This window comes from Streptomyces sp. NPDC044921, from assembly GCF_056432865.1.
On the sequence record NZ_JBWKIF010000011.1, the window covers coordinates 126,026 to 151,801 of the forward strand.

Annotated in this window: 20 protein-coding genes and 1 pseudogene; 7 read left to right on the forward strand and 14 right to left on the reverse strand. The window is 72.1% G+C overall.

Going from position 1 to position 25,776, the window contains the following annotated elements; all coding sequences use genetic code 11:
• Positions 1-31 precede the first annotated feature (31 nt).
• Positions 32-574 carry a DUF4232 domain-containing protein gene (locus AC07DA_RS19095; protein ID WP_479129327.1) on the forward strand — a complete coding sequence of 181 codons (543 nt, stop codon included), beginning with the start codon at positions 32-34 and terminating at the stop codon, positions 572-574.
• Between the two features lie 161 nt (positions 575-735).
• Here AC07DA_RS19095 and AC07DA_RS19100 read toward each other — a convergent pair whose 3' ends face one another.
• The 8 genes from AC07DA_RS19100 to AC07DA_RS19135 form a co-directional block, all read right to left on the reverse strand.
• Complete coding sequence (locus AC07DA_RS19100) at positions 736-1,572, reverse strand: SDR family oxidoreductase (protein ID WP_479129328.1); 837 nt, start codon at positions 1,570-1,572, stop codon at positions 736-738.
• A 111-nt stretch (positions 1,573-1,683) separates the two neighbouring features.
• Entirely contained in the window at positions 1,684-3,153 is a 1,470-nt protein-coding gene (locus AC07DA_RS19105) for an alpha/beta hydrolase family protein (protein WP_479129456.1), read from the reverse strand.
• A complete protein-coding gene (locus tag AC07DA_RS19110) occupies positions 3,150-3,488 on the reverse strand; it encodes a DUF4387 domain-containing protein (protein ID WP_479129329.1) in 339 nt (112 codons plus the stop codon). Before AC07DA_RS19110 ends, AC07DA_RS19105 begins: the two co-directional genes overlap by 4 nt.
• The gene (locus AC07DA_RS19115; protein ID WP_479129330.1) at positions 3,481-4,866 is read right to left on the reverse strand and encodes an acyclic terpene utilization AtuA family protein; all 1,386 of its coding nucleotides are present in this window, start codon (positions 4,864-4,866) and stop codon (positions 3,481-3,483) included. The genes AC07DA_RS19110 and AC07DA_RS19115 overlap by 8 nt, the downstream gene beginning before the upstream one ends.
• Positions 4,867-4,909: 43 nt before the next feature.
• Positions 4,910-5,896 carry a phosphoglycerate dehydrogenase gene (locus tag AC07DA_RS19120; RefSeq protein ID WP_479129331.1) on the reverse strand — a complete coding sequence of 329 codons (987 nt, stop codon included), beginning with the start codon at positions 5,894-5,896 and terminating at the stop codon, positions 4,910-4,912.
• A gap of 56 nt (positions 5,897-5,952) precedes the next feature.
• Entirely contained in the window at positions 5,953-7,227 is a 1,275-nt protein-coding gene (locus tag AC07DA_RS19125; protein WP_479129332.1) for an MFS transporter, read from the reverse strand.
• 155 nt (positions 7,228-7,382) lie between these two features.
• Positions 7,383-7,964, reverse strand: a complete 582-nt coding sequence (locus AC07DA_RS19130) for a hydantoinase B/oxoprolinase family protein (RefSeq protein ID WP_479129333.1) — start codon at positions 7,962-7,964, stop codon at positions 7,383-7,385.
• Between the two features lie 91 nt (positions 7,965-8,055).
• On the reverse strand, positions 8,056-9,210 hold the full coding sequence (locus AC07DA_RS19135) for a tartrate dehydrogenase (protein ID WP_479129334.1): 1,155 nt from the start codon (positions 9,208-9,210) through the stop codon (positions 8,056-8,058).
• A gap of 197 nt (positions 9,211-9,407) precedes the next feature.
• Between AC07DA_RS19135 and AC07DA_RS19140 the strand changes: the two genes are divergently transcribed.
• The 4 genes from AC07DA_RS19140 (at position 9,408) to AC07DA_RS19155 (ending at position 14,958) form a co-directional block, all read left to right on the forward strand.
• Positions 9,408-10,334, forward strand: a complete 927-nt coding sequence (locus AC07DA_RS19140; RefSeq protein WP_479129335.1) for a LysR family transcriptional regulator — start codon at positions 9,408-9,410, stop codon at positions 10,332-10,334.
• A gap of 138 nt (positions 10,335-10,472) precedes the next feature.
• Positions 10,473-12,725, forward strand: a complete 2,253-nt coding sequence (locus tag AC07DA_RS19145; protein ID WP_479129336.1) for an MMPL family transporter — start codon at positions 10,473-10,475, stop codon at positions 12,723-12,725.
• A gap of 101 nt (positions 12,726-12,826) precedes the next feature.
• Positions 12,827-13,546, forward strand: coding sequence for a response regulator transcription factor (locus AC07DA_RS19150; RefSeq protein WP_479129337.1), 720 nt, complete (start codon positions 12,827-12,829; stop codon positions 13,544-13,546).
• Positions 13,543-14,958, forward strand: a complete 1,416-nt coding sequence (locus tag AC07DA_RS19155) for a sensor histidine kinase (RefSeq protein ID WP_479129338.1) — start codon at positions 13,543-13,545, stop codon at positions 14,956-14,958. Before AC07DA_RS19150 ends, AC07DA_RS19155 begins: the two co-directional genes overlap by 4 nt.
• Positions 14,959-15,362: 404 nt before the next feature.
• Here AC07DA_RS19155 and AC07DA_RS19160 read toward each other — a convergent pair whose 3' ends face one another.
• The gene (locus AC07DA_RS19160; protein WP_479129339.1) at positions 15,363-16,007 is read right to left on the reverse strand and encodes a LuxR C-terminal-related transcriptional regulator; all 645 of its coding nucleotides are present in this window, start codon (positions 16,005-16,007) and stop codon (positions 15,363-15,365) included.
• A 204-nt stretch (positions 16,008-16,211) separates the two neighbouring features.
• On the opposite strand from AC07DA_RS19160, the gene AC07DA_RS19165 reads away from it, so the two are divergent.
• On the forward strand, positions 16,212-16,931 hold the full coding sequence (locus AC07DA_RS19165) for a GntR family transcriptional regulator (RefSeq protein ID WP_479129340.1): 720 nt from the start codon (positions 16,212-16,214) through the stop codon (positions 16,929-16,931).
• Between the two features lie 622 nt (positions 16,932-17,553).
• Positions 17,554-18,891: an MFS transporter gene (locus AC07DA_RS19170; RefSeq protein WP_479129457.1), complete on the forward strand. Its 1,338-nt coding sequence runs from the start codon at positions 17,554-17,556 to the stop codon at positions 18,889-18,891.
• A 309-nt stretch (positions 18,892-19,200) separates the two neighbouring features.
• Here the strand turns inward: AC07DA_RS19170 and AC07DA_RS19175 are convergent, their stop codons facing one another.
• The 5 genes and pseudogenes from AC07DA_RS19175 to AC07DA_RS19195 all read right to left on the reverse strand — a co-directional run bounded on the left by AC07DA_RS19175 (position 19,201) and on the right by AC07DA_RS19195 (position 25,725).
• Positions 19,201-20,553 (reverse strand): CHAT domain-containing protein, encoded by a 1,353-nt coding sequence (locus AC07DA_RS19175; RefSeq protein ID WP_479129458.1) that lies wholly within the window; start codon positions 20,551-20,553, stop codon positions 19,201-19,203.
• Positions 20,554-20,775: 222 nt separating this feature from the next.
• Positions 20,776-22,110, reverse strand: a pseudogene (locus AC07DA_RS19180) (VWA domain-containing protein); the annotation flags it as partial.
• Positions 22,111-22,243: 133 nt separating this feature from the next.
• Positions 22,244-23,686 (reverse strand): GH1 family beta-glucosidase, encoded by a 1,443-nt coding sequence (locus AC07DA_RS19185; RefSeq protein WP_479129341.1) that lies wholly within the window; start codon positions 23,684-23,686, stop codon positions 22,244-22,246.
• A 119-nt stretch (positions 23,687-23,805) separates the two neighbouring features.
• Positions 23,806-24,729 (reverse strand): carbohydrate ABC transporter permease, encoded by a 924-nt coding sequence (locus tag AC07DA_RS19190; RefSeq protein ID WP_479129342.1) that lies wholly within the window; start codon positions 24,727-24,729, stop codon positions 23,806-23,808.
• Between the two features lie 12 nt (positions 24,730-24,741).
• Positions 24,742-25,725: a carbohydrate ABC transporter permease gene (locus AC07DA_RS19195; RefSeq protein WP_479129343.1), complete on the reverse strand. Its 984-nt coding sequence runs from the start codon at positions 25,723-25,725 to the stop codon at positions 24,742-24,744.
• Positions 25,726-25,776 lie beyond the last annotated feature (51 nt).

Sequence of the window (25,776 nt, forward strand, 5' to 3'; positions counted from 1 at the left end):
CGCCGGTTCATACGGGAGGGGAACCCGAATCATGAAGAGCAAGCTGACCGCTGTGGCCCTTACGTCCGCCCTCGTCCTCGGTGCCGCCGCTGCCGCCGTCCCGGCCTCGGCCGCCACCGGCAAGGCGGAGCCGGGCCGCTGCCACACCGCCGACCTGAAGGCCGGCTTCGCCACGGGGGGCGACGCGCGGCCGGAGATGGGACAGAGCGAGAAGCAGACCCAGGCCTACATCTGGTTCACCAACCAGAGCGGGCGCACCTGCACCCTGTCCGGCTTCGCCGGTGTCGACATGGTCGGAGCGCAGAAGACCGACGGCACCTGGTCGCTGGCGCGCTCCTCGAAGGCGCCGGTGAAGATGACCCTGGAGCAGGGCGACACGGTGGACTTCAGCATCACCCTGCTCCCCGTGGCCGCGTCCACGCCGCAGAAGGAGAAGTTCGTACCCGCGAAGTTCCTGGTCACGCCGCCGAACGAGACCAAGCACTTCACCCTGACGTGGCCCTTCGGCGGTCAGATCCTCAAGCAGGACGGCGCCACCCACCCGGCCACCTACCTCAACCCGATCGGCATGTGAGGGAGTTGGGCAGCCCCTGAGCTGTCCCCGGCATAGCCGGTGGCCACCGCGGGACCCCGACACGATGCGCGGCATCGGGGCGTGCGGTGGTCACCTCCGCTCGCCCCTCGGGAGGTGCCGGGTGAGCGCTTCGGGATGCGCGCCCACCGGCTCGACGGCTCTCACTCCGCGTCGCGATGTGCCACCCCGAGTGCGATGGCGCGGTGGGCGTCGTGTTCGGCCAGCCGGGCGACGAGCGATGCCCGTACGTCCTCGTAGGTGTCGGAGCCGAGGGGCACACGCAGTGGCGTGTCCTCCGAGTCGACCAGGTCGATCATGGCCTGCGCGATCTTGTGCGGGTCGTTCGGCAAGGGGAAGTCGCCGGACGCGATGGCGCGCCGCACCTCACCCGCCGGGGTGTTCTCGTACTCCGGCATCACGGGCGCGGTGTCGAGAGCACCGGCGAACCCGGTCTGCGTGGCGCCGGGTTCGACGATGGTCAGGCCGATACCGAACGGGGCGATCTCGCGCGCCACCGTCTCGCAGAAGCCTTCGATCCCCCACTTCGACGCGTGGTAGTAACCGAAGTTCGGGTAGGTCGTCTGGCCGCCGGCGGTCGACACCTGCACGATGCGTCCGTGTCCTTGCGCCCGCAGATGCGGCAGGGCCGCGCGGATGACGTGGATCGACCCGAGGAGATTGGTGTCGATCACCCGCCGGATCTGCTCGTCGGTGGCCTCTTCCACGGAGGCGAAGACGCCGTGACCGGCGTTGTTGACGACCGCGTCGATCGTGCCGAACGTCTTGAACGCGTCCCCCACCACGTGGTGGACCTGCTCGGTGTCCGTGACGTCGAGCCGGGCCGTCCACAGGCGTTCACCGTGCTGGGCACGCAGATCGTCGAGCATCTCGGGCCGGCGTGCGGTGGCGGCGACCCGGTCACCTCGGGCCAGCAGCCTCTCGGTGAGCAGGCGGCCGAAACCAGAGGAGGTACCGGTGATGAACCATGTGGTTGGCATGGTGCTCCTTTCATCGATGACAGCCACGCTAGGACTTCGAGTCGACACGAGGGCAAGCCCGCGAGGACCGGCCGCGCATGACGCGTGACCGCGTGGGACCCCTGGGTCGCTTCAGGGCGCGATGCCCACGCCGTCGATGCGGCTCCACGCCCGTTCCCGCACCGCGGACATGGCCGGCCAGTGCAGGCCCCCGGGCCGGGGGCGGACCTGGGAGGCGAACGGGGCGGGGCGGAACGCCGGATCGTAGAAGCAGCCACCACCATGCACCGCGTCGTACGCGCCGCACGAGCGCGCGATCGAGCTGGGAGTGGGCTTCCTCCCCGTGCGGGCCCATGTGTCCAGTGCCGCCAGGGAGTTGGCGTACTCGGCTTTGCTGAGCGCGCTGTGCCCGCTCTCCCTCGTGAAGGTCTGGACGAGGTTCTCGCCCCGGCCGGCGGCCTGGACCGTGGCGCGGTAGGCCGCCTCGTGTTCGACGAAGACCTGTGGGTCGCCGATCGCGTGCAGCGTGAGGACGGGCAGGGGGACCCGTCCGGTGAGGTCGCTGTCGTAGGAGAGGTCGCGGCGCGCCGTGGGGTCGGCCGAGAAGCGGGCCACACCGGCGTTGAGCGCCTTGTCGTCGTGTGAACCGTCGTAGCGCACACCGCGGTTGCCGAAGGGGTTACGGCCGCCGAGCCGCCGGTGCACGATGTCCTGCAGGAGGAAGGCCGCGTACTGCATGTGGGTGGCCAGTGAGCGTTCCGGGATGCGGGTCACGGCCAGGATGTCGTCGAGGTTGCGCTGCTGCCGCTCCGTCCGGTCGGCCGGTGCGGAGTCGACGCCGGTGCACTCCTGGAGCCGGCCGTGGACCTCGTCCGGTGTCATCGTGGAGTTGGCGGGCAGCCCTTGCCACAGCGGGTACTGCGCCTCGGTGGGGCGGGGCAGGTTGCGGCAGTAGTACTGGTACACGGCGCGCAGGTCCACGCGCGTGTCGTAGCCGCGCGAGCCGCCGGCCAGGAAGCCGTTGGTCAGCAGGACCCCGTCGTAGGCGCCTCGCTTCCCGCCGTGGGTCTCGGCGGTCCTGGCGGCGACGTTGCCGCCCCAGGACTGGCCGTGGAGGTAGGTGCGGTCGGGGCGGCCGAAGTGGCTGACGAACAGGCGGCGTACGTTCTCGGTGTCGGCGGCGGCCATCCTGACCCCGTAACCGCCGCGCCGGTACGAGGACCCCGCCCAGGCGTAGCCCTCGTCGACCATCACCGCCCAGCGTTTGAGGTCCTCGGTGGGCGTGGAGGCGTCGTAGGAGAAGTCGGGACCTCCGTGGGCGTGGACGACGAGGGAGCCGTTCCAGTGGCGCGGCACGGCCATGGTGTAGTAGGCGCCCTCGGCGTCCCGGCCGGTGTGGCAGGTGGCCTTCTCCGCCAGGTGGCCCGGGCAGGTGACGGTGGTGGGACGTGTGCTCCCGTCCGGGACCGCGGGTGCGGTGCCCACGGTGCCCGCGATCACGGCCGCGGCGGCGATCAGTGCGGCAACTGACCTCACGGAACTGCTCCTTCGGGTGCTTGCGGGGAGGGTGAGCCGGCGAGGTGCCCGGTCGGGCGATGTCAGGTGGCGGGCAGGGGCAGCACCGCCAGGGGCACGTGGTGCTGACCGGAGTGGACGTCACGGTCCCGCAGGGATGCCTGGCCGACGGGGCGCGGGAAGGAGATCTTGACGACGTTCAGCGACGGGATGCGGAACATCTGGACATCGGCCGCGTCGATTCCGTAGAGCCGGGCGACCGTGCCCTCGTTGAGGAACGTCTCGTCGGCGGCGACGCGATAGCCGTCCGCGTCACGCAGGAACAGTTCCATGGTGACCCAGAAGGGCCCGGCGTTCTTGGACCGGACCTCGTACGCCAGGTCTCCCAGGGTGGTCGGGGTGGTCGGGGTGGTCTCAGCCATGGTGGGGGACTTCCTCGATCTCGGTGCGGAACATCTCGTCGGGGGTGCGGGTGTCGACGACGTGGTGGAGTACGAACTCGTACGCCGGGCCGCGTTCGACCTCCGCCGGTGAGGTGGCGAAGGCCAGGCTCGGCAGGTAGTCCATGTCAGCCGTCGGCAGGTGGAGCATCAACGGGTTGGCGATCTTCGCGATGGCGGTGGCGGTGCTCTGGTCCGATGCGCTGACGAGGAGCATGACTCCCACCTCGCGAGGCGGGCCCGGTGCCGGCTCCAGGTCCCCGAGGACGGCGTTGTGCCCGTAGAGGCGCAGATCGAAGGCGTACTTGTCCTCGCTCAGGCCGATCGTCTGCTCCACGCGCTGCCTGATCATCGTGCACATGAGCTCGGCCCAGTCGTCGATGTGCGCCAGGATGTGCGGGTCCCGGATCGCGCTGAACGACATGGTCTCGTAGCCGGTGATCCGGGCGCCTTCGAGCTTGACGGTGTGCTGGTCGGCCACATGGAACTGCGATCCCTCGACCCGCACCGTGCGTTCGTCCAGGGCCGTGTAGACGGCGTCGCGCACGTCCAGGGTGCCGTCCGGCTCGCGCATCCGGAACGGGTTCACCGTCTCGTACAGCATGTGGGCGGCGACCAGGATCGGCGTGCAGGCGGCCGTCGGGGCGAGCGGCTCGATCGTGAAGCCGCCGGCGTCGACGGTGGCCAGGACCCCGCCCGCGCGCGGATCGCTGGTGCACTGCCCACCGCACTCGATGATCTTCGCGGCGTGCCAGGCCGGTCCGGCCGGCATTCCCTTCATCAGCGGGTAGGCGGCGGCGATGGCGGTGTCCGTGGCCCGCCCGGCGAGCACGACCTGCGCCCCGGCCTCCAGCGCGGCGACGATCGGCTCGTGCCCCATGGCTCCGACGATGTGCGTGCAGCTCCGCAGCGTCTCCGGCTCCAGTTCGCCCAGCGGGGGCAGGGCATGGATCCGCCCCTCGTCCAGGCGCTCCAGGAGCACGCCGGTGTCCTGCTCGCTGTAGATGCGCGCCACCCGCAGCCGGAGTCCCTCGGCCGCCAGGATGTCGGCGACGATGCCGGCGACCCAGTCGACACCGGCGTCGGTTCCGCTGGTGCCGCACGAGCCCACGATCAGGGGGATACCGGCGTCCGCCGCGGCCTTGAGCAGCACCCGGAGGTCACGGGCGACCGCCGCCCGGGTGGTCTTGGGCTGTGACGCGCCGAGGTAGTGGGGGCCGGAGTCGGTGCTGCCCGCGTCGACGGAGATGACGTCGGCGCCGAGCGCCAGGCCCCGCTCGATGGTGGCCTCGGGGAAGCCGGCTCCGAGCATGCCGGTCGGTGCCAGGACCCTGACCCGGTCCACCTGTTCGTTGTCCATGTTCCTCTTCCTTCTTGGCTGTCGGGCGGGTGGCGGGCGGGTGTCACCCGTCGTCCCGGGCGGTGGGCGTGCGGGGCAGCAGGTGCGCGTTCACCGCGAACCGGGGGCGGCCCTGGAGGGCGGCCACCACTTCGGCGGCCCCCTCCAGGCCCGCGGCGGCACGGGCTTCGGCGGTCTGGCCCGCGAGGTGGGAGAGGACGACGATTCCCTCGACGTCCCGCAGCGGGCTGTCGGCCGGGAGCGGCTCCTCGCTCACCACGTCGAGGGCCGCCCCGGCGATCTCGCCGGTGCGCACGGCGTCGGCGAGGGCCCGTTCGTCGACGACGGCGCCCCGCGCGGTGTTGACCAGCACCGCCGTCGATTTCATCCGCCGGAAGGCGGTGGCGTCCAGCAGACCGCGTGTGCGGTCCGTCAGCGCGGTGTGCACCGACACGTAGTCGGCCGCCGCCAGCAGCTCGGAAAGCGCCACGAACCGCACGCACGGGTCCGGCCGTTGGTCCTGCGGCACGCCGGTCGTGCAGAGCACCTCCATGCCGAAGGCCCGGGCCAGCGGCACCACGGCGCGCGCCGCCGCCCCGTATCCGATCAGGCCGAGCGTCGAGCCGCGCAGCTCGTGACCGTCCTCCCTCGGCCACCGGCCGGCGGCGACGCCCCGCGCGCTCTGCACCAGCCGCCGCGCGGCCGCCAGCAGCAGACCGAGGGTGTACTCGGCGACGGCGTTCGCGTTGATGCCCGGCAGGTTGCTCACCGTGATGCCGAGCCGGGCCGCGGCGGCGATGTCGATGGAGTCGTAGCCGACGCCGGTGCGCACGATGGCGCGCAGGCGAGGCGCTTCGGCGAGCACCTGGGCGGTCAGCGCGTCGTGACCGACGAGCGCGGCGTCGATCCCGTCGAGCGCGGCGACGAGGTGCCCGGGCCCGTGCCGTCCGGCGAGCGGCGCGTGCACCGTCGTGTGTCCGTGCGCCCGGAGGTGGTGATCGGCCGGGTCCCCGGGACGCAGGTAGTCGGTGGTGATCAGGATGCGGGGCACGGTTTCCTCGTCTCTTGCCGGCGCCGGGTCGGCGCCGCACCGCTGGGATGGACTGATTACTGCGCGAGCGTCAGGGCGGTACGCCGCTGCAGCACACCGATCCTGGCCACGACGACGATCGACAGCGTGGCGACGACGGCGATGTCGATGAGCATCAGCGGCCAGCCGGTGATGTCGACCATCCCGCCGACCACCGCCGGGCCCAGGAAGCCGCCGCCGGCCCAGCCGACGGTGTACATGCCGGCGTACGTGCCGAAGACCCGCGCCGAGGGCGCGAGGTTCCACAGCACGACCACCGCGTTGACCAGGAAGCAGGCGGCGCCCGCGGCCGCGAGGCACAGGGTCGCGGTGGTCCCCGTCGGCGTCTGGACGAGCGTTCCCAGGACCATGGCGCCCGCGAAGACCGACATGCCCACGGCCATGACCCGGAGCCGTCCGTAACGCTCGGCGAGCACCGCTGCCGGGTAGGCCGCCAGGATGAAGGCGATGCCGCTGGGCAGGGTGAGCCCGCCCGCGGCTCCCCGTGACAGGTCCAGGGCTTCCATCCCGTACGGCGTGATCAGGGAACGGGAGGCGGCCCATGCGCCGCCGAAGAGGAGGATCGCGAAGAGCAGCAGGAGCCGGCTGCGGTCGGAGTCCTTCAGGATCTCGACGACGGTGTCCCGGACCCGTGGCTCGACGCGCCCGGCGCCGTCCTCCCGTTCGCACTCGGCCACCGCCGCCTGGTAGGCCGGGGACCGGTTGTCGCGCACGGTGGCCGCGAGCACCCCGATCGAGACCAGCATGATGACCGCGGGGATCGCGAAGGCCAGACTCAGGTGGTCGTCGACGAGGAAGATGCTGATGAGCGCGGCGACGATGGCCGTGAGACTCGAAGCGATCTTGACCACGGCGTTGGCCCGGCTCCGGCGCCCGGGTGCGATGAAGTCCGGGACGAGGGCCTCGGCGATCGGCTTGAAGGTGTTGGCGACGAGCGCGTACGAGAACAGCACCGCGACCAGGAGCGGCAAGGACCCCGCGCTGTGCGGGATGAGGATGAACAGCGCGGCGGCGACCGGCATCCCGACCACCAGGTAGGGCATCCGCCGGCCCCAGGAGGTCCTCGTCCGGTCGGACCGGTTGCCGATCCACGGCTGGATGAAGATGCCGAGCAGGTTGTCCATGCCCATCAGCAGTCCCACGACGGCCGCGCTGGTGAGGTGTTCGCGCAGCAGCGGCGGAACCTGCGATTCGTAGAAGTTCCAGGTCGACTCCTGCGCGAAGACCGCGAGTGCGACCAGGAACGTGATGCGCCGGGTGGGGGTGCGCTGCCCTGCTGACACCGTCGTCATGAGGGTCGTCCCTTCGCGCCGCCACCGTGCTGGCAGCTGCTGGATGGTTGGTCGGTGTTGGCGTGGGGGGGGAAGGCATCGGCCCTCTGCGGGAGAGGAGCAGGACGATCCGCGTTCCTCGAGGACCGCCGGGCCTGCCAGCTCGGTGCCCGGTGTCAGTTCGTAGCGGTTCCAGACGGCGGCATCGAGCAGGCCGTGGCCCGGAAGGCGGACCGGTCGGACACCGCGGATCGCCCCGCCTCCGCGCGCGGGGCTGCCCTGCGCCGGCACGCCGTGGCCGGGCGGTTCAGGCCCCGGACGCCCGCCCGCACCGCGGCGTCGGTCACCGCGTGGACCTGGGCCGCGAAGGCCTCGGAGTCCGGCTCACGGAAGTCGGTGAGCAACTCCTGGGCCCGCCGTCGGCACACGGCGTGCGCCGCGGCCTGCGCCCCCAGGTCGCCCCACACTCGGTCCGCCAGCCGCACGCCGGCCAGCAGCGGGTCCTTGACCCCCCGCTCGACCCGCCCGGCCCGGAACAGGCGCGGCGGAGGGATCAGGATGCCCTCGGAGAGCAGTTGGGTGGCGTTCGTCGTGGGACTGCCGCCGATGTCCGGTGTGTGCGCCACCGTGCCGGTGAACGCGGCGAGCCGTCCGCGGTGGAGGACCGGGGAGATCATGGCGGTGTCGGGCAGGTACCCGGCGGTGATCCACGGGTCGTTCGACTCCCGGATGATCGTGGAGAAGGCCGTGCGCGGCATCGTGGCGGCCGCCTCGTCGGTGGCGGCGGCCAGCCGGTCCGGCGCAGTCCGTGACCGACCGGGCCGGGGACAGGTCCGGTCATAGGTCCGGTCATGAGGCCGGGATTCCTTCTCCGACCGCGCGACCGGCCAGGTCGGCTGCCGCTCCCCCGCCCCGGCCGGCGAGCGGCCTCGCCGCGATCCGGGCCGCGATGGCCTTGCCCAGTCCCACCGTGGTTCCCGGACCCCCGAGGTCGGGGGTGACCACGTCGGGCTCTTCGTCCAGCACGCTCTCGATCGCGGCCACGACGTGGGCGGCCGCCTCGTGTTCGCCGAGGTGGCCGAGCATCATGGCGCCGCTCCAGATCTGGCCGACGGGGTTGGCGACACCCAGGCCGGCGATGTCCGGCGCCGAGCCGTGCACCGGCTCGAAGAGGCTGGGGAAGGAGCGGTCGGGGTTGATGTTGGCACTGGGGGCGATGCCGATCGTTCCCGTGCAGGCCGGGCCGAGGTCCGAGAGGATGTCACCGAACAGGTTGCTGGCGACGACCACGTCGTACCGCTCGGGCTGCAGGACGAACTTCGCGGTCAGGATGTCGATGTGGTCCTTGTCGGCGGTCACGTCGGGATAGCGGGCCGCCATCTCGGTGGCGCGTTCGTCCCAGTAGGGCATGGAGATGGAGATCCCGTTGCTCTTCGTCGCCCACGTCAGGCGCTTGCCCGGGCGTGACGAGGCGAGTTCGAAGGCATAGCGCAGCACGCGGTCGACGCCGGTCCGTGTCATGACCGTTTCCTGGACCACGGTCTCGCGGTCGGTGCCCTCGAAGATCCGGCCGCCGATGCTGGAGTACTCCCCCTCGGTGTTCTCCCGCACGACGTAGAAGTCGATGTCGCCGGGCCGGTGGTCACGCAGCGGACTGCGGACGCCGCGCAGCAGCCGGACGGGACGCAGGTTGACGTACTGGTCGAAGCCGCGCCGCAGTTGGAGCAGGCTGCCCCACAGCGACACGTGGTCCGGGACCACCTCCGGCCATCCGACCGCCCCGAAGAAGATCGCGTCGAACGCGCCGAGCACGTCGCGCCAGTCCCCGGGCAGCATCGTGCCGTGGTCCAGCCAGTAGTCGGCGCTGGCGAAGTCGAACTCGGTGACGTCGAGCCGGAAGCCGTGCACCTCGGCGGCGGCCCGCAGGCACCTCAGCCCCTCGGGGACGACCTCGCGGCCGATTCCGTCACCCGGAATCGCTGCGATGCGATACGTCTGCGGCACGAATTCACTTCCCGTCCATGTGATCGATGCGCGAGTCCGGTGGCGGGCACTGCGTGCAGGCGTCCCGGCCACGGCGCGGCTGGGTCTACCTTGGCCAGCGGGGACGGCCGTTACAACCCCGTAACCGGCAAGGTACGTTTTCCCCCATGGAAAGCCCCCGGCGTTCTCCCCGCTCCTGGTCCAGGAGTCGTTCGGTCGTGGACGACCTGCAGTTCTTCCACGTGGTCGCGTCGAGCGAGACGCTGACGGCCGCCTCGCGGGAACTCGGTTGCTCGCTGCCCGTCGTCAGCAAGCGCCTCAGCGCCCTGGAGCGCCGCCTGGACGTCCGGCTCGTGCAGCGCGGTGCCCGCCGGCTCGTGCTGACGTCGGAGGGGGAACTGTACGCGGCGCGCGTCGAGGCGATCCTGGACCAGGTACGCGAACTCGAGGACACCATCACCGACACGGCCGGAGGGCTGCGCGGATCGCTGGTCGTCGAGGCCACCCTGGGCCTCGGCCGCGCGCACATCGCGCCGCTGCTCGGCGAGTTCGCCGCGGCCCACCCCGGACTGCACGTGCGGATGCAGACGTCCGCGCTTCCGCTGCGGCCCCACCGGCGTGAGTTCGACGTGGCCGTCCACGTCGGCATGCCGCCCGACTCCTCGTTGCGCATGCGGCGCCTGGCCGGGAACCGGCGAGTGCCCTGCGCGTCGCCGTCCTACCTCGCCGAGCACGGCACGCCGGCCACCATCGAGGACCTGGCAGACCACAACTGCATCGTCCTGCGGGAGAACGAGAGCGACTTCGCGCTGTGGCGCTTCGGCGACGCGGACCGTCCCCGGCACGTGCGCGTGCAGGGCAGCCTGTCGAGCAACGACGGTGACGTGGTGACGGGCTGGGCGCTGGAGGGCCGTGGTGTGATCATGCGTTCCGAATGGCATGTCAGGCCGCATCTGGAGCGGGGCGAGCTGGTCAGGATCCTGCCGCACCTGTCGACACCGGCCGCCGACATCTACGCCCTGGTGGGGGTGGACGGACACGTCCCCCGGCGGGTCGGCGCACTCGTCGACCACCTCGCAGCGCGGCTTCCGCTCCGGCTGGAACAGGCACGTGACGAGCACACGGTCCGGCGGAACGCCGGGTAGTCCCCCGCCGGGCGACCGGCGCACCTGAACGTGCCGGTGCCGAACCGTCAGGAAACCCTCAAGTTCCTCGTGCTGCGGCCGTCAAGTCCACTGCGAAGGATGGGGCGGGTCGTCTTCCGAGCAGTGAGGGAATCTGTGATGGCTACGTTCTTGTACCGGCTGGGCGCGTGGGGTGCCCGCCGCTGGCCGGCGATGGTGATCGGGTGGCTCCTGGCGCTCGGTGCGGTGGTCGGTCTGGGGGTGTCCTTCGCCGGCTCGTTCACCGACAGCGGCTCCATACCCGGTTCACCGGCCCAGACGGCCCTGACCAAGATGGAACGGCACTTCCCCGAGCCGGATGCCCAGTCGGCGCGGATCGTGTTCCAGGCGCCGGCCGGCCGCGAGGTGAGCGAGGCCGATCTGCGTGAGCCGCTGGAGGCCACGCTGGAGGCCACGCGCCGGGTGCCCGGTGTGAGCGAGGTCAGTGACCCGTCCACCAGCGGCACCGTCTCCGGGGACGGACGCACCGCGGTGGCCGAGGTCACCTTCACCACCAAGGAGGAGGACGACGTGCCGGCCGGCACGCTGGAGGCGGTGAAGGCCGCGGGGGACGAGGCCCGGCAGGCGGGTCTGAAGGCCGTCTACGGCGGCGAGCCCTACGAGTCCTCGCATCCGCCCGTCGGACCCGGTGAGCTGGCCGGACTGGGTGTGGCCCTGGTCATCCTGGTGATCACCTTCGGGTCGCTGCTCGCGGCGGGCCTGCCGCTGCTCACCGCGGTCCTGGGCGTCGTCGGCACGATGGGCGCGATGATGGGCCTGGCCACCGTGTTCGGCGTCTCCGACAACGCGCCCACCCTGGCGATCATGCTGGGTCTGGCCGTCGGCATCGACTACGCCCTGTTCCTCGTCTCGCGGCACCGCACACAACTCGGCGCCGGCATGCCGGTGCGGGAGTCCGTCGCCACGGCCACCGCCACGGCGGGCAGCGCCGTGATCTTCGCCGGGGCCACGGTCCTCATCGCGCTGGCCGGTCTGTCCGTGGCCGGTGTGCCGATGCTGACCTCCATGGGTCTGGCCTCCGCCGGAGCGGTCGCGTTCGCCGTCGTCACGGCGGTGACCCTGCTGCCCGCGCTGATGGGAATGGCCGGTCACCGGCTCGCCCCCAGGGCAGCACGGCCCGCGGCCCGGCGCCGGGGGTTCCCGCCTCTGGGCCGCAGGCGCGCCACGCGGCAGCCGGGGCGCAGCGGGCGGACGGCCACGATGGGCGTGCGCTGGACCGAGGCAGTCCTGCGCCACCCCGTACGCAACCTGGTCCTGGGCACCGTCGCGCTCCTCGCCCTGGCCGTGCCCGGCACGGAACTGAAGCTGGCACTGACCGACGAGGGTTCCAGCGCCACCGGAAACTCCAGCCGCCAGGCCTACGACATGATCGGCGACGCGTTCGGTCCCGGCGCCAACGGCCCCCTCGTCGTCCTGGTCGAGGACGAGGACCCGGCCACCGTCGACTCCACGGCCGCCGGCGTCGAGCAGGAGCTGCGGGGGGTCCGGGGGATCGCGGACGTCAGCGGTGCCGACCAGTCCGAGGACGGGACGGCGGCGCGTATCCGGGTCGTTCCCGACACCGGACCGCGCACGCAGGAGACCGGCGACCTCGTCTCCCGGCTGCGCACCCAGCTGGAGCCGCTGGCACAGTCGAGCGGCAGCTACGTCGCCGTCACCGGAATGACCGCGGTCAGCATCGACGTCTCCGACAAGCTCAGCGGCGCACTCGTGCCCTTCGTGATCGTGGTCGTCGGTCTCTCCCTGCTCCTGCTGATGATCGCGTTCCGCTCGATCGCCATCCCGGTCAAGGCCACCCTCGGGTTCCTGCTGTCCGTGGGAGCCGCCTTCGGCGCGACCGTGGCGGTCTTCCAGTGGGGCTGGCTGGCCGGCCCGCTGGGCGTGCCCAGCGAGGGACCGGTGGCCAGCTTCGTGCCCATCATCGTGATGTCCGTGCTGTTCGGCCTGGCCATGGACTACGAGGTCTTCCTCGTCTCCGCCATGCGGGAGGACTACAACCGCCACGGCCACGCCCGCACGGCCATCCTCAACGGAGCCCGCGACGCCGCGCGCGTGGTAACTTCTGCCGCACTCATCATGATCGCGGTGTTCGTCAGTTTCCTGTTCTCCCGCGACGCCGATATCATGCCGATCGCCTTCGCCCTGGCCTTCGGAGTCATGGTCGACGCCTTCCTGGTCCGTATGACCCTGGTGCCGGCGGTCCTGGCCCTGCTCGGGGACCGGGCCTGGTGGCTGCCGCGACGCCTCGACCGCGTGCTGCCCCGTCTCGACGTCGAGGGCGGGAACGTCACCGCTGCCCGACCGGCGGCCCAGCACACCCCCGTCAGGGAATCCACCCCAGCAGGTCTGTGACACACGATGATCAGGGAAGCCGCCGTCGCGAGATCCACCGGGTCCGCCGCGGCGGCGGCAACGGCAAACGTCGGGCGGCGCGGCCGCCACCAGGAGCACACATGAACGCCGTCAGCACACCGGGCGCCACCGACCGCGTCCTCGTCATCGACGACGACCCCGGCATCAGACGCCTGCTGATCTCGGCCCTGCAGTTCGCCGGATTCGACGTCGACGTGGCGGGCGACCTGAGCGAAGCCCTCGACCAGGTCGCGCGCCGCCCTCCGGACGTCATCGTCCTGGACGTGATGCTCCCCGGCGCCGACGGTTTCGAGATCCTCCAACTGCTGCGCGACCGCGCCATCGACGTACCCGTGCTCTTCCTCACCGCCCGTGACGCCGTCGAGGACCGGGTGCGGGGACTGCGGTTGGGCGGTGACGACTACGTCACGAAACCCTTCAGCGTCGTCGAGGTCGGCGCCCGCCTCCAGGCGCTGCTGCGCCGGGCCCGCGGCGGAACCCCCGCCCCCGAGGAGACCCTTCTGCGGTGTGGCGACCTCACACTCGACGACCGCCGCCACGAAGTCCGCCGGGACGGCCGGCTCATCGAACTGTCTCCCACCGAGTACCGGCTGCTGCACTATCTGTTGAGCCACCAGGGGCAGGTCCTCTCCCGCGCCCAGATCCTCGAGGCCGTGTGGCAGTACGACTTCGGTGGGGACTCCGTGGTGGTCGAGCGCTTCATCTCCAATCTCCGCCGCAAGATCGACCACGGCCGCACGCCGCTGCTGCGGACGGTCCGCGGGGTCGGCTACAGCCTCCGGGAACAGGACGACTCGTGACACTGCGCACCCGTCTTCCCTGGGCCTCCTCCAGCGTCCGCCTGCGTCTGCTCGCCGGCCTGGCCGTTCTCCTGGTCGTCGGCCTGGCCGCCAGCGCGGTCATCAGCGCCCTCCTCCTGGAGGACTTCCTGGACAGGCGCAACCAGGACACCCTCGAAGCCAACGCCGAGCGCTTGACGCGCGTCATCGGCCGTGGACCGCAGACCGCCGACGCCGACCAACTCGGCGCCCTGCTCGGCTCGCCCCTAGGTACGGTGGCCGTCGACGAGGACAACGACGTCCTGCTGAGCACCGGTTCCGCCTCCCGGGCGGCCGACGAGCTGGCCGCGCTCAGCGCCACGGCGCCGGCGGGAAGCGTGATCACCCTGGAGGGCGGCGACCTCAGCGCCGTACGCATCCCCAGCCCGGGCCTGATCATCGACCGCGGGCCCGCCGAGGGCACCGTGAGGCCGGCGAGTGTCATCCTCACCATCGACACCTCCGTCGACGACGCCACCACCGATGTGCTCATCGGGCGGCAACTCGCCCTGATCGGCGGCGCGTTACTGGTCCTGCTGGGGCTGTCGGTCATCGTTCTGCGCCTCGGCATGCGCCCGCTCGCCCGCATGGCCCGCAGCGCCGACGCGATCGCCGCCGGCTCCCTGACCGAGCGGCTGCCCACCCACCGCAACGGCAGCGAGGCCGACCTGCTGGCCAAGGCGGTCAACCGCGCGTTCGACGCCCAGGCCCGCGCGGAGGCGACCGTCCGCTCGCTGGCCGCCGACACCTCCCACGAGTTGCGCACCCCCCTGTCCACCATCTCCGGATGGCTGGATCTGCACCGCCAGGGCGGCCTCTCCGGTCCGGGCCTGGAGACGGCACTGGAGCACATCGAGAACGAAGTGGGGCGGATGCGGCTGCTTGTGGAGGATCTCTCGCTGCTCGCCCGGCTCGACGCCGGGCGCCCCGTAGAGCAGGACGACGTGGACCTCACCGTCCTGGCCGCGGGTGTCGTCGAGGACGCCCAGGTCATCTACCCCCAGCGCGACATCTCCATGGCACCCGCACGGCCCGCACCCGTCGTCGGGGACGCCGCCCGTCTGCAGCAGGTCCTGCGCAATCTCGTCGGCAACGCCGTCCAGCACACTCCGGCCCGGACCTCGGTACGCGTCGAGATCACCCTCGGCCACGAGACCGCGCAGCTGAGTGTCATCGACGACGGCCCCGGGATCGCCCCCGAAGACCTGCCGCGCGTGTTCGAGCGGTTCTGGCGCGCGGAGGCCAGCCGCAGCCGCGCCTACGGGGGTTCGGGTCTGGGGCTGGCCATCGTGGAGGCCATCGTCCACGCCCACCGCGGGCAGGTGGCCGTGCACTCGGAGGTGGGGGTCGGCACCACCGTCACCATCCGGCTCCCGCGCGGTCCTCGCCCCTGACGGCTCTCGCACGTCCTGTCTACCAGACCGACCCCGGACCCACCGATATCCGGAGGATGCCGTGCCTGCACTGGCACACAGACCCTGACAGGGAATCGTCCGCGCTCAACGCCGGGCTCCAGCGCTGGCAGACCGTCAGGAAGTTCCGGCCGCCGCCCCGCGACCCCGATGTCGAGCGTGGAGATGCAGCGGGGCGCGCGCGAGGCGTGGGGGTCGCGCGCCTCACTCGACGACGCCGCGCGAGCTCCCGCACGGCACACGGCCCGTCAGCGGACGGCCCCGGACACGGTGCCTGACGCGGTCGCGGCGGAACTGCCGCCGCGACCGCCTCGGACCTGGCCGGCTGCTGCCCTGGCCGCTTCCAGGTGCGCCGGCTCCCCGCCCGCGCCCCGTCCGTGGAGGGGTTACGAGGCCGCCCGCAGCCGGTCCGCCAGGAAACCGGTGGGTGTCGTGCCCGGCACGATGAGCCCGCTCTCATAGGCGAAGGCGACCAGGTGTCCGCGCTGGCGGATTCCGAGCTTGCCGAGCATGTGGGTGATGTGGGTCTTCACCGTGAGAGGACTCAGAGCGAGGTCCCGGGCTATGGACGCACTGTCCTGGCCGCTCGACAGCATCGTGAGGATCTCGCGCTCCCGCAGGGAGAGCTGCCCGGTGAGTGCGGGTGTGACCCGTGCCGGAGCCTTCCTGACCGCCGGGGCCGTGTCCAGGGCGACGACGAGCCCGCCCCGGCACACGGTCTCCAGGGCGGCGACGAACTGTGACGCGCTGACGTCGGCGCCGAGGACGCCCGTGGCGCCGGCGCGCACCTGGGCGTCGATGTCCTGAACGCTCGCAACGCCGAAGACGACAACCCGTGCCTCGGCGCCTGTGTCGTGGACCAAGGCGGTGAAGCCGTCCGGTTCGCCGGTGTGGAGGGAGCGGTCGAGCACCACGACGTCCGCGTCGAGGCCCGCGTCGAGCAGACCTCTGAGCTCCCCGGCGTCCGCGGGGGTGTGAGCCACCCTCAGGGTGCCGCTCGCGTCGATCACCTGGGTGAGCGCGGTCCGCACAAGGGACGGCCCTCCTGCGACGATTACCTGGTTCACGGGTCCTTCTTCTCGGCTCGACAGCCCGGCCCCGCACATCATTCACACCGCGGTTGACGGTCGGCCCGCGAAGAACCTGAGCGTTTCCTGACGGTCGCGACAGCCGGTCGGATGCCCGCCTCCCCGCGACTGGTTGACAATCGTGCTGTAGCACATACGGTACTTGCCATGGCTCAGCTCCCGCAGCTCACGATCTCCGCGACGCTCGGGGATCAGGCGTACACGGCGATCCGCGAGGCGATCGTCTCGGGCGTCCTGGAACGAGGCCAGAAGGTGACCGAGCGGGGGCTCGCCGAGTCTCTCGACATCAGCGCCACGCCGGTACGTGAGGCGTTGCGCCGCCTGGAGCAGGACCGGCTCGTGGAGAGAACCGGCCCGCGCTCCGTGCGCATCGCGAAGTACACGGAAGAGGAACTGCGCGAGTTCTCCATGATCGGGGACTCGCTCCGCGCGCTGGCCGCACGCCTGGCCGCCGAGAAGTCGACGGCGGCGCAGAAGCGGCAGATGCGTGACGTCCTCGACGAGGCCGACCGGCTGCGTGGCCGGGCGGCCGGACTGTCTCCGGGCAGTGACGAGGAGCGGCAGCTGATCGAGGAGATCCTGCACTGCACGCGGCGGTTCCACAGCCTGGTGGACCAGGCCTGCGGGAACGCGACGCTGCTGCAGATGCTGCACATGGTCGACGCCTTCGGCGTGGACGAACGGCGTGACACCGTCCTGTCCGAGGCCGGCGACGAACGGCGCGGCGCCGTGGACGGGCGCTATCACCAGCACCGCGCCATCTACGACGCGATCGCCGCCGGAGACGGCAGGCGTGCGGAGGAGCTGATGAACGCGCACAGCCGGGCGTCGAGTTCCTCCCTGCTCACAGCACGTTTCTCGCACTGAGGGGGCCAGGGCGTTCACGCCTCCCACCCGCGGTGCTATAGCACATAGCGACTGAGGAGGGATCCCGCGAACGTGACCGACGAAGCGGTGGAACGGCAGAACCAGGCGCGGCGAGCCGACTGGTACGAGCGCGGCGGCGACGCACGCCTCGACATCGTCCCCGGCACCGGCCCCGACCACTTCGCGCCCCCGTACGTCGCAGGCCCCCCGGCCGTGACCCGCCCCCGACTCGGCCCACAGGTTGCCCGGCTGATGGCCGGTCGCGGGACAAGCAGGCGGTCCGGACCGCCCGGCCTGCGCACGCTGCGCGAGACGCCTGGCACCCCGCCCGGCGCGCACTGCCGCGGGCGAACGACTGCGATGGCGGGCACCGGCGCGGGAGCCGACCGCGCCGGCGGCGCGGCACTCGCGCTGGCGTACCCCCCGTCCGCGGCCGTGGCCCGGCTTCTGTCCCCGGAACTCGGCCCGTTGCCGCCCGACAGGGCGGCGCCGACGAGGAGGTGCGGGTGGTGACCACCGCCATGGCGCTGCCCGACGAGGGGACGCGGGCGTGACGCGCGCGGCCGCGCGGTCGCGGCGCCGGTCCGGCGAGGGCGGCTTCGACCGCCGTCTGATCGCACCGATGATCCTGGGCTCGATGCTCAACCCCGTCAACTCCTCGATGCTGGCGGTCGCGTTGATTCCCATCGGCCGCGCCTTCGACGTGCCGCCCTCGCAGACGGCATGGCTGGTCTCGGGTCTCTACCTCGCGACGGCCGTGGGACAGCCGGTGATGGGCCGGCTCGTCGACGTGTTCGGTCCGCGCCGGCTCCATCTGCTGGGTTCCGCGCTGACCGGGCTCGCCGGACTGCTCGGCATGCTCGCCCCCGACTTGTGGGTGCTGGTCGTCTCGCGCCTCCTGCTCGGATTCGGCACGTCGGCGGCGTTCCCGGCGTCCATGTCACTGCTGCGCTCCGAGTCCGAGCGCACCGGCCGGAGGGACCCGAGCGGCGTCCTCGCCGCGCTGTCGATGTCCAACCAGGTCGTCGCGGTCCTCGGCCCGGCCCTGGGCGGCCTCCTGATCGGCGCGGGCGGCTGGCAGCTGGTCTTCGGCGTCAACGTGCCGCTGTCCCTGATGTGCCTCGTCCTGGGCGCACTGTGGCTGCCGCGCGGAACACCCCCGGACCGCACGCCCCGCATCGACGTGCCGGGCATGCTGTTGTTCGCCGGATCGCTGACCGCGTTCATGTTCTTCCTGACGGACCCGGCAGTCGCGCACTGGTACCTGCCCGTACTGGGCTTGGCCACGGGCAGCGTGTTCGTCCACCGCGAGCTCCGCACGGCGCGGCCGTTCATGGATCTGCGCGTTCTCGGCGGCAACGTACCGCTGCTCGTCACGTTCACGCGGCAGTGTCTCGCCTGCACCACGTCGTACGCCTTCTTCTACGGCTACGGCCAGTGGCTCCAGGAGGGCCGGGGACTGAGCGCGTCGCAGGCCGGTCTGCTGCTGCTTCCGCTGTCGGCGACGGCGGTCGGTGTCACCGCGCTGACGGGACGCCGGAGTGGGGTGCGGGGCAGGCTCGTCGTCGGCGCTGCCTTCCAGTGCCTCGGCTGCGCCGCGCTGTTGCTGCTCCGGGCCGACAGTCCGGTATGGCTGCTGGTCGCACTCGGCGCGGTCGCCGGCATCCCGCACGGGCTGGTCGGGCTGGCCAACCAGAACGCCCTGTACGCGCAGGCCGATCCGGCCCGCATGGGCTCGTCCGCGGGACTGCTGCGCACGTTCATGTACGTCGGCGCACTGTTCGCGGCGGCGGCCACCGCCGTGTTCTTCCGCCACGGCGCCACCGATTCCGGACTGCACGCCATGGCCTGGGCGTTGACCGGGGTGGCCGCCGCGTTCCTGGCCCTGTGCCTGGCGGACCGGTCGCTGGGCCGCGTCGGTGCTGCGGCCGCGCACGCCGGCGAGGAGCGGTCGACGTGATCCGGCCCGGAACCGCGGTGTTCGACGGTCCAGTCGGGGACGGCTCGGGGGGCCGACCGGGTCAGCTCCCGGTCGGGGTGACAGCCACCGCGGAGGTGCCCTCGCTCGGCGCCTGCCGCACACGGTGGCCCACGGGCTCCGGCCGGGGCCGGACCTCGTGACCACGACTACCGCCTGCGCCGGGTCGCCGAACTCACCGGCACCGACCCGGGATCGGCGCACGAGGCGCGCACGCTCGGCGCCGTGGTGACGCGTCGGCTGTCGGCTGCGCGGGCCTGACCCGGGCGCCGGTCACCCCCGAGAGCCGGGTCACCCTCGCGGGGCCGACGTCTCGGGAACGGCGGCGCGCGCCGCGGGACTGCCGTACACCGCGTACGCCAGCCAGGTGGGGTCCCCGCCGTGGTCGCGCAGCGCCCGTCGCGCGTTCAGGGACGCCTGCCCGAGGCTCTGTCCCCCGGTGACCAGGTGCTCGTAGAAGGTGTCGGCGAACAGCAGCGCGGAGTCGGACCGTACCGGCCAGAGGGTACCGATGAACGCCCCCGCGCCGGCCTGGAGGAACTGCGGTGCCCAGCCGAGCCCGGCCGAGAACCAGTCGATCTGGCCCGCGCTGCGGCAGGCGTTGAAGAACACCAGCGGATGCGTGGTGCGCAGGGCTCCGGAGTGGGTGGCGTAGGCGAGGTCGATGGGGTCGAACGGGCCGTCGGCCATCGTGACGTGCGAGCCCGCGCTGGTGAAGGAGTTGTGGCAGGCGAAGTGCAGCAGCCCGTGGAGCCCCGCGTCGATGAGGTCGCTCACGGCGGCGCGATGGGTCAGCGTGCCGCCGTCGGTCACGGAGGCGCCCAGACGCGCCCGGAGCGCGAGCACCTCACGCTCCGCTTCGGGAGGCGAGCCGGGCGGCACGACGAAGGCGGCGGAGGACAGGGACAGTTCGCGCACCCGGTCCTGTCCGAAGACCCGGCGGACGACGGGCAGCCACTCGGCGAGGAAACCGTCGCCCTCACGGTGGCCGTCCAGGGGGTACAGCAGCTCCCAGGGGACGACGTCGTGCTCGCCGAGCACCGTCAGGGCGGTGACGTGCCCGATCTCTTCCCAGAACTGCTGCCGCACGGCGTCGGGCACCGCCGTCGCCCACAACTGCACCCCGAGGTTGACCAGCCGGCGCCGGGCCGTGCGCTGATCGGTGCCTCCCGCCTGCCCGGCCGCGGCCGCGGTGCGCCGCAGCTCGTCGTAGATCCGTTCCCTGGCACCGTGCGAGTCGCCCGCCAGCAGGCGGAAGGACTCGGGGGCGTAGGTCGTCTCGCTGAGGAGCTGGAAACTGTAGGCGCCGTCCGCGCCCTTGAGGACCTGCAGGGTCACCTCCCCCGGGTCGAACGCGAGCGAGGTCAGGGGTGCCGCGCGCGGGGGGCCGTCCCTGGCGGGGGTGCCGGGCTGCACGGAGACCTGCGCGCGCAGTTCACCGAGGAAGGTGCCTTTGTGGAAGGCCCGCACGGTGACGGTGTGCAGTCCCGGTTTCATGGTGCGCAGACCGAACTGGAGCCAGGGCGAGTCCTGACCGGGACGGACGGTCAGCTCCTGCTGCAGGTCTCCCAGGGCCAGCAGACCGGGCGCGTGCACGGTGATCAGCAGCCGCGCTCCCGTCACCGGGAGGGGGAATCCCCTCATGGCCACGCCGGACTCGCCGGTTCCTGCGGTGACCCGCACGTGCAGGGGAACCTCGCGCCCGGGAGGCGCCTGCTCGACCAGTTCCGCCTGCAGGAAGCGCGGTTCCCGGCCGTGCCCCTCCTCGCCGTCGCCCGGCCGCCCGGGCGCGCCGTGGCCGGGTGGGCCGTGGCCGGGAGGGCCGTGCTGGGACGGGCTGTCGTCGTGATCGAGCGCCCCGGGGCGCGGAACGGCGCGGACCGACTTGGTCGAGCGGGTCTCCAGGGTCATCTCGTCCGCGTCCGCGTCCGTGACCCTGGACCGCAGCCGGACCGTGCCGGTCGCGGCATCGACCACGTCCACCACTCTGGCCAGCAGTGCGCTGGTGTCGTCCTGGCCCAGCGCGCCGGCGAGCTGCACCGCGCGTCCCAACCTGGCCACGGCCGCTTCGCTGTCACCGGCCCTGCGGGCGTCGAGCCCCTGCTGGATGGCCTCGGCCAGCTCCGCCTGACCCGTGTAACGGGCGACGACCGGGTCGATCGCGGTGAAGGCCGCGGGATCGTCGGTCCACGCCGCACGGATCAGCCCCTGGGCCAGAGGACGCGTGCTGCCGTCGCTCGCGTGGGTGACCAGCGAGACGCGGGCCGCCAGCATCTGCCGGCCGACGTCCGACGCGGGGACACGGACACGGACGTGGTAGTCGCGCGACTCCTCGCCCCAGGAACCCGTGGGGTAGTCGGCGGTGCGCGGGCCTGTTCCGGTGTGCCGGCCGGTCAGTTCCGCGACGCCGGGCGAGACCTGCCTGACGAAGACGGTCCGCGTGCCGACGGGCGTCCGCAGGCGCAGCGTGACAGCGCCGGCCTCCTGGTCCGTCGCCTTCGCCATCACCCGGGTGAAGTCCTCCACCAGGCCGGCCGGACCGGCCACGGTGCCGGCACGGCCCCGCAGCGCCGAGGCGATGTCCGTCGCCTCCTTCACCGCCCAGTCCGTGCCCACGCCGCGCACGTCGCAGGTGAATCGGCCCGCGCAGGCGTCCAGGGCGGCCCGCAGTTCCTCAGGCGGTTCGTTCTCGTCGCGTCCGTCCGTGAGCAGGACCGCGTGCCGGACGTCCAGGTCGGCGGAGTGCAGCAGACGGTCGGCGAGGCGCAGCCAGGTGCTGATGGCCGTGCCGCCGCCCGCGGAGAGCGTGCGCAGGGCCCGCTTGGCCTCCTCCCTGGTGCGGGCGTCGGCCACCGCGAGGGTGCCGTCCCCCGGATACACCTCCGTGGCCCGGTGCGTGCCGCCCACGACGGCGAAGCGCACGCCGTCGCGCACGGCGTCGATGGCGGCGGCGGTCGCCGCCCTGGCCACCTGCATCTTGGCCGGCGGACGGCCCATCGACCCGGAGCAGTCGACCACGATCGCCACCGCGGCGCGTCGCGCGGACGCCGCCGGGTCCGGGTGCGGTCCGCTGCCCCGGCCGCCGCGGGTGGCCGTGACCGTGACGATCGCGTCGACGTCCCGGCCGCCCTCCGGCAGGTACTCGTTCTGGTGGACGTCGACGGCGAACCCGGGTACGGGGGATCTGTAGAAGTCGGCCACGTCTCCTCGCCCGTGTGGGGACAGTCCGGTTCAGGCACTTCGGGATTCCGGACGATACTGCCCCCGGCGGCGGGTACGGGGAGAACCCGCCAACGCGGTCGTGCGCGGCGGGCCTTGTCCCGTGCCGCGGGCGTCAGGCGCCGGGCAGCACGCCGGTGCGGGCGACCCCGGAGTACCAGCGGGCGCTGGCCTTGGGGATGCGGGTGCCGGTCGGGTAATCGACGTACACGGCACCGAAGCGCTTGCTGTAGCCGTGGGCCCATTCGAAGTTGTCCAGCAGGGACCACAGGAAGTAGCCGCGCACGTCCGCGCCGTCCAGGATCGCCTGGTGGACGGCGGCGAGGTGGTCGCGTACGTAGGCGATCCGGGCCGGGTCGTTGACCTGGCCGGAGGGGTCGGCGTAGTCGTCGAAGGCGGCACCGTTCTCGGTGATGACCAGCGGCAGGCGGGGGAAGTCGGCAGCGAGCCGCCGCAGCAGGTCGTGCAGGCCGCCCGCGTCGATGGCCCAGCCCATCGCCGTGGTGTCGCCGGGCGGCTGGTGGAAGGCGACCCGGTCGGCGCCCGGCCAGGGGCTGTGGGAGCTGTTGCCGTGTCCGTCGGAGGTGTGCGTGCCGCGGCCGTCGGACTCGGAGACCACCGTCGGGCTGTAGTAGTTGACGCCGAGGAAGTCCAGCGGCTGGTGGATCCGCGCCAGGTCGCCGTCCCGGACGAAGGACCAGTCGGTCAGCTCCGCCGTGTCCTTCAACAGGTCCTCCGGATAGGCGCCGTTCAGCATCGGGCCGGTGAAGACGCGGTTGGCGAGCGCGTCGATCCGGCGTACCGCGTCGGCGTCGCCGTCCGTGCCGGTGAGCGGGCGGACGTGGTGGATGTTGAGGGTGACCGAGACCTGGGCGTCGGCGCGGAGGCGGTCGCGCAGCGCCCGGACGGCCAGACCGTGTCCCAGGTTGAGGTGGTGGGCCGCGCGCAGGGCGGCGACGGGGTCGGTGCGGCCGGGCGCGTGCACGCCGGAGCCGTAGCCGAGGAAGGCGCTGCACCAGGGCTCGTTGAGTGTGGTCCAGGTCTTCACCCGGTCACCGAGGGCGTCCGCCGCGAGGGCCGCGTACTCGGCGAACCGCTCGGCCGTGGCACGCTCGGGCCAGCCGCCGGCGTCCTCCAGTTCCTGCGGCAGGTCCCAGTGGTACAGGGTGGCGACGGGCTTGATGCCCTTCTCCAGCAGTTCGTCGACGAGGCGCCGGTAGAAGTCCAGGCCCTTCTGCACGGCGGGGCCGCGGCCGGTGGGCTGGATCCGGGGCCACGCGAGGGAGAAGCGGTAGGCGCCCAGGCCGAGTTCGGCCATGAGGGCGACGTCCTCGCGCCAGCGGTGGTAGTGGTCGGTGGCGATGTCACCGGTGTCGCCGTTGCGGACCCGGCCGGGGGTGCGGGCGTAGGTGTCCCAGATGGAGGGGGTGCGGCCGTCCTCCGCCGCGGCGCCCTCGATCTGGTAGGCGGCGGTCGCGGAGCCCCACAGGAAGTTCCGGGGGAAGGTGCGGGGGGCGTCCGGGCCGGGTGCGGCGGTCTGCTGTGCTGCGGTGACCACGTAAGTCCTTTCGAGGAGGGGTGTGCGGAGGGCTTCGGGGGTGGGTGACGGGCCGGAGGGAGGCGGGGTGCGGGCCTCTCGTCGGGGCGGCGGGCCGGCCCTTGCCGGCGCCCGCCAGGTCAGCCCTTGACGGCGCCCGCCATGATGCCGCTGACGATCTGACGGCCGAAGACGACGAACATCGCCAGCAGCGGCAGGGTGCCGAGCAGCGCGCCGGCCATGATCAGCGACTGGTCGCGGACGTAGCCCGCGCTGAGCTGGGTGAGGGCGACGGGGACCGTCGGGTTGGTCATGTCGAGGACCACGAACGGCCAGAAGAAGTCGTTCCAGGCGTGCACGAACGTGATCATGAACAGGACGGCCATCGCGGGCCGCGCGACGGGCAGCACGATGCTCCAGAAGATCCGCAGCGAGTGCGCACCGTCCACGCGTCCGGCCTCGACGAGTTCGTCCGGCAGCGCCTCCGACAGGTACTGCCGCATGAAGAACACGCCCACCGCGCTCACCAGCGTCGGGAAGATGACGGCGGGCAGCTGCTGCGACCAGCCGAGCTCGGCCATCATCATGAACAGCGGTACGACGCCGAGCTGCGGCGGCACCATCATCGTGCCGATCACCAGCATGAGCAGGACGTTGCGCCCCTTGAACTTCAGCTTGGCGAAGGCGAACCCGGCGAGCGTCGCGAACATCACCGTGGACAGGGCGATCACTCCGGCGACGATCAGGCTGTTGATCATCGCCTTGCCCATCGCCGCCTCGTCCCAGGCCCGGGCGAGGTTGCTGAACAGGTTCGGGCCGGGCAGGAAGGGCGGCGGTGTCTGGCTGACCCGGGTGTTGTCGGTGGAGGCGGCCACCATCGTCCAGTACAACGGGAAGATCGACAGCACCGCCATGATGACGAGCAGGACGTAGGAGAGGGGGCCGGCGTGGTGCTGGCGGCCGGCGCGCTGGCGCAGCAGCCTGCGGCCCCCGTGGCCGGCCGGCCGGTCGGCGGGGGTCTGGGCCGCGGTACCGGTCCGGGCCGGGAGACTCTGAGTGGTCATGGTGACTCCGGGTCAGGGCGTGCGCGCACGTGCGCGCTTGACGAGGCGCTGGACGAGGAAGACGAGGACGAGCAGCAGGAACATCGCCCAGGCCACGGTCGCCGAGCGGCCCATCTGGTAGTTCTTCCAGCCCTCCTCGTACAGCAGCAGTCCCAGCGTCTGGTACTGGTTGTCCGCACCGCCGCTGACCCCGTTGGGGCCCTGGCCGAAGATCAGCGGCTCACCGAACAGCTGAGTGGCGCCGATCGTGGAGAGCACGATGGTGAAGACGATGGTGGAGCGGATCCCGGGGACGGTGACATGGGTGAACTGCTGCCACCGGGAGGCGCCGTCCAGGGAGGCCGCCTCGTACCGTTCGGCGGGAATGGCCTGCATCGCGGCCAGGTAGAGCAGCGCGTTGTAGCCGGTCCACCGCCAGATGACGATGGTGGAGATGGCGACCTGGGCGGGCCACTTGTCGGCCTCCCAGTCCACGGGGTCGATCCCGACCGAGCCGAGCGCCCAGTTGATCATCCCGAAGTCCCGCTCGAAGATCATGGTGAAGACGAGGGCGGCCGCGGCGACGGAGGTCGCGTACGGCACCAGCGAGGCGACGCGGAAGAACAGCGAGGCGCGCATCCGGTAGTTGAGCAGGTGCGCCAGACCCAGTGCCATCAGCAGCTGCGGCACCGTCGAGATGACGCCGATGGTGATGGTGTTCTGCAGCGCGTTCCAGAACCGCGCGTCGCCCCACAGCTCGACGTAGTTGTCGAGGGCCACCCACTCCATGACGTCGAGGGTGGCCAGTTCCACGTCGTGCAGGGAGATCCACGAGGTGTAGATCAGCGGGTAGAAGCTGAACGCGGCGAAGACGACGAAGAACGGCGCGACGAACACGTACGGAGCGCCCTTGACGTCGAGCCGGTGCAGCAGCGCCCCGCGCCGGGCGGTGCCCCCGTCCGGGGGTGATCCCGCGGGGCCGTCCCCGGTCCGGGCCTTGGTGGTGGAGGTGGCCACCGGAAATCCTTCCTGAGAGCGGATGGTTGAGCCGGCCGCCCGGGCCCGCCG

Bases quoted from the DNA above. Each gene is read 5' to 3' on its own strand.
- AC07DA_RS19095 (WP_479129327.1), top strand. From the start codon at position 32: ATGAAGAGCAAGCTGACCGCTGTGGCCCTTACGTCCGCCCTCGTCCTC.
- AC07DA_RS19100 (WP_479129328.1), bottom strand. From the start codon at position 1,572: ATGCCAACCACATGGTTCATCACCGGTACCTCCTCTGGTTTCGGCCGC.
- AC07DA_RS19110 (WP_479129329.1), bottom strand. From the start codon at position 3,488: ATGGCTGAGACCACCCCGACCACCCCGACCACCCTGGGAGACCTGGCG.
- AC07DA_RS19115 (WP_479129330.1), bottom strand. From the start codon at position 4,866: ATGGACAACGAACAGGTGGACCGGGTCAGGGTCCTGGCACCGACCGGC.
- AC07DA_RS19125 (WP_479129332.1), bottom strand. From the start codon at position 7,227: ATGACGACGGTGTCAGCAGGGCAGCGCACCCCCACCCGGCGCATCACG.
- AC07DA_RS19130 (WP_479129333.1), bottom strand. From the start codon at position 7,964: ATGCCGCGCACGGCCTTCTCCACGATCATCCGGGAGTCGAACGACCCG.
- AC07DA_RS19145 (WP_479129336.1), top strand. From the start codon at position 10,473: ATGGCTACGTTCTTGTACCGGCTGGGCGCGTGGGGTGCCCGCCGCTGG.
- AC07DA_RS19150 (WP_479129337.1), top strand. From the start codon at position 12,827: ATGAACGCCGTCAGCACACCGGGCGCCACCGACCGCGTCCTCGTCATC.
- AC07DA_RS19165 (WP_479129340.1), top strand. From the start codon at position 16,212: ATGGCTCAGCTCCCGCAGCTCACGATCTCCGCGACGCTCGGGGATCAG.
- AC07DA_RS19170 (WP_479129457.1), top strand. From the start codon at position 17,554: ATGATCCTGGGCTCGATGCTCAACCCCGTCAACTCCTCGATGCTGGCG.
- AC07DA_RS19175 (WP_479129458.1), bottom strand. From the start codon at position 20,553: ATGAGGGGATTCCCCCTCCCGGTGACGGGAGCGCGGCTGCTGATCACC.
- AC07DA_RS19190 (WP_479129342.1), bottom strand. From the start codon at position 24,729: ATGACCACTCAGAGTCTCCCGGCCCGGACCGGTACCGCGGCCCAGACC.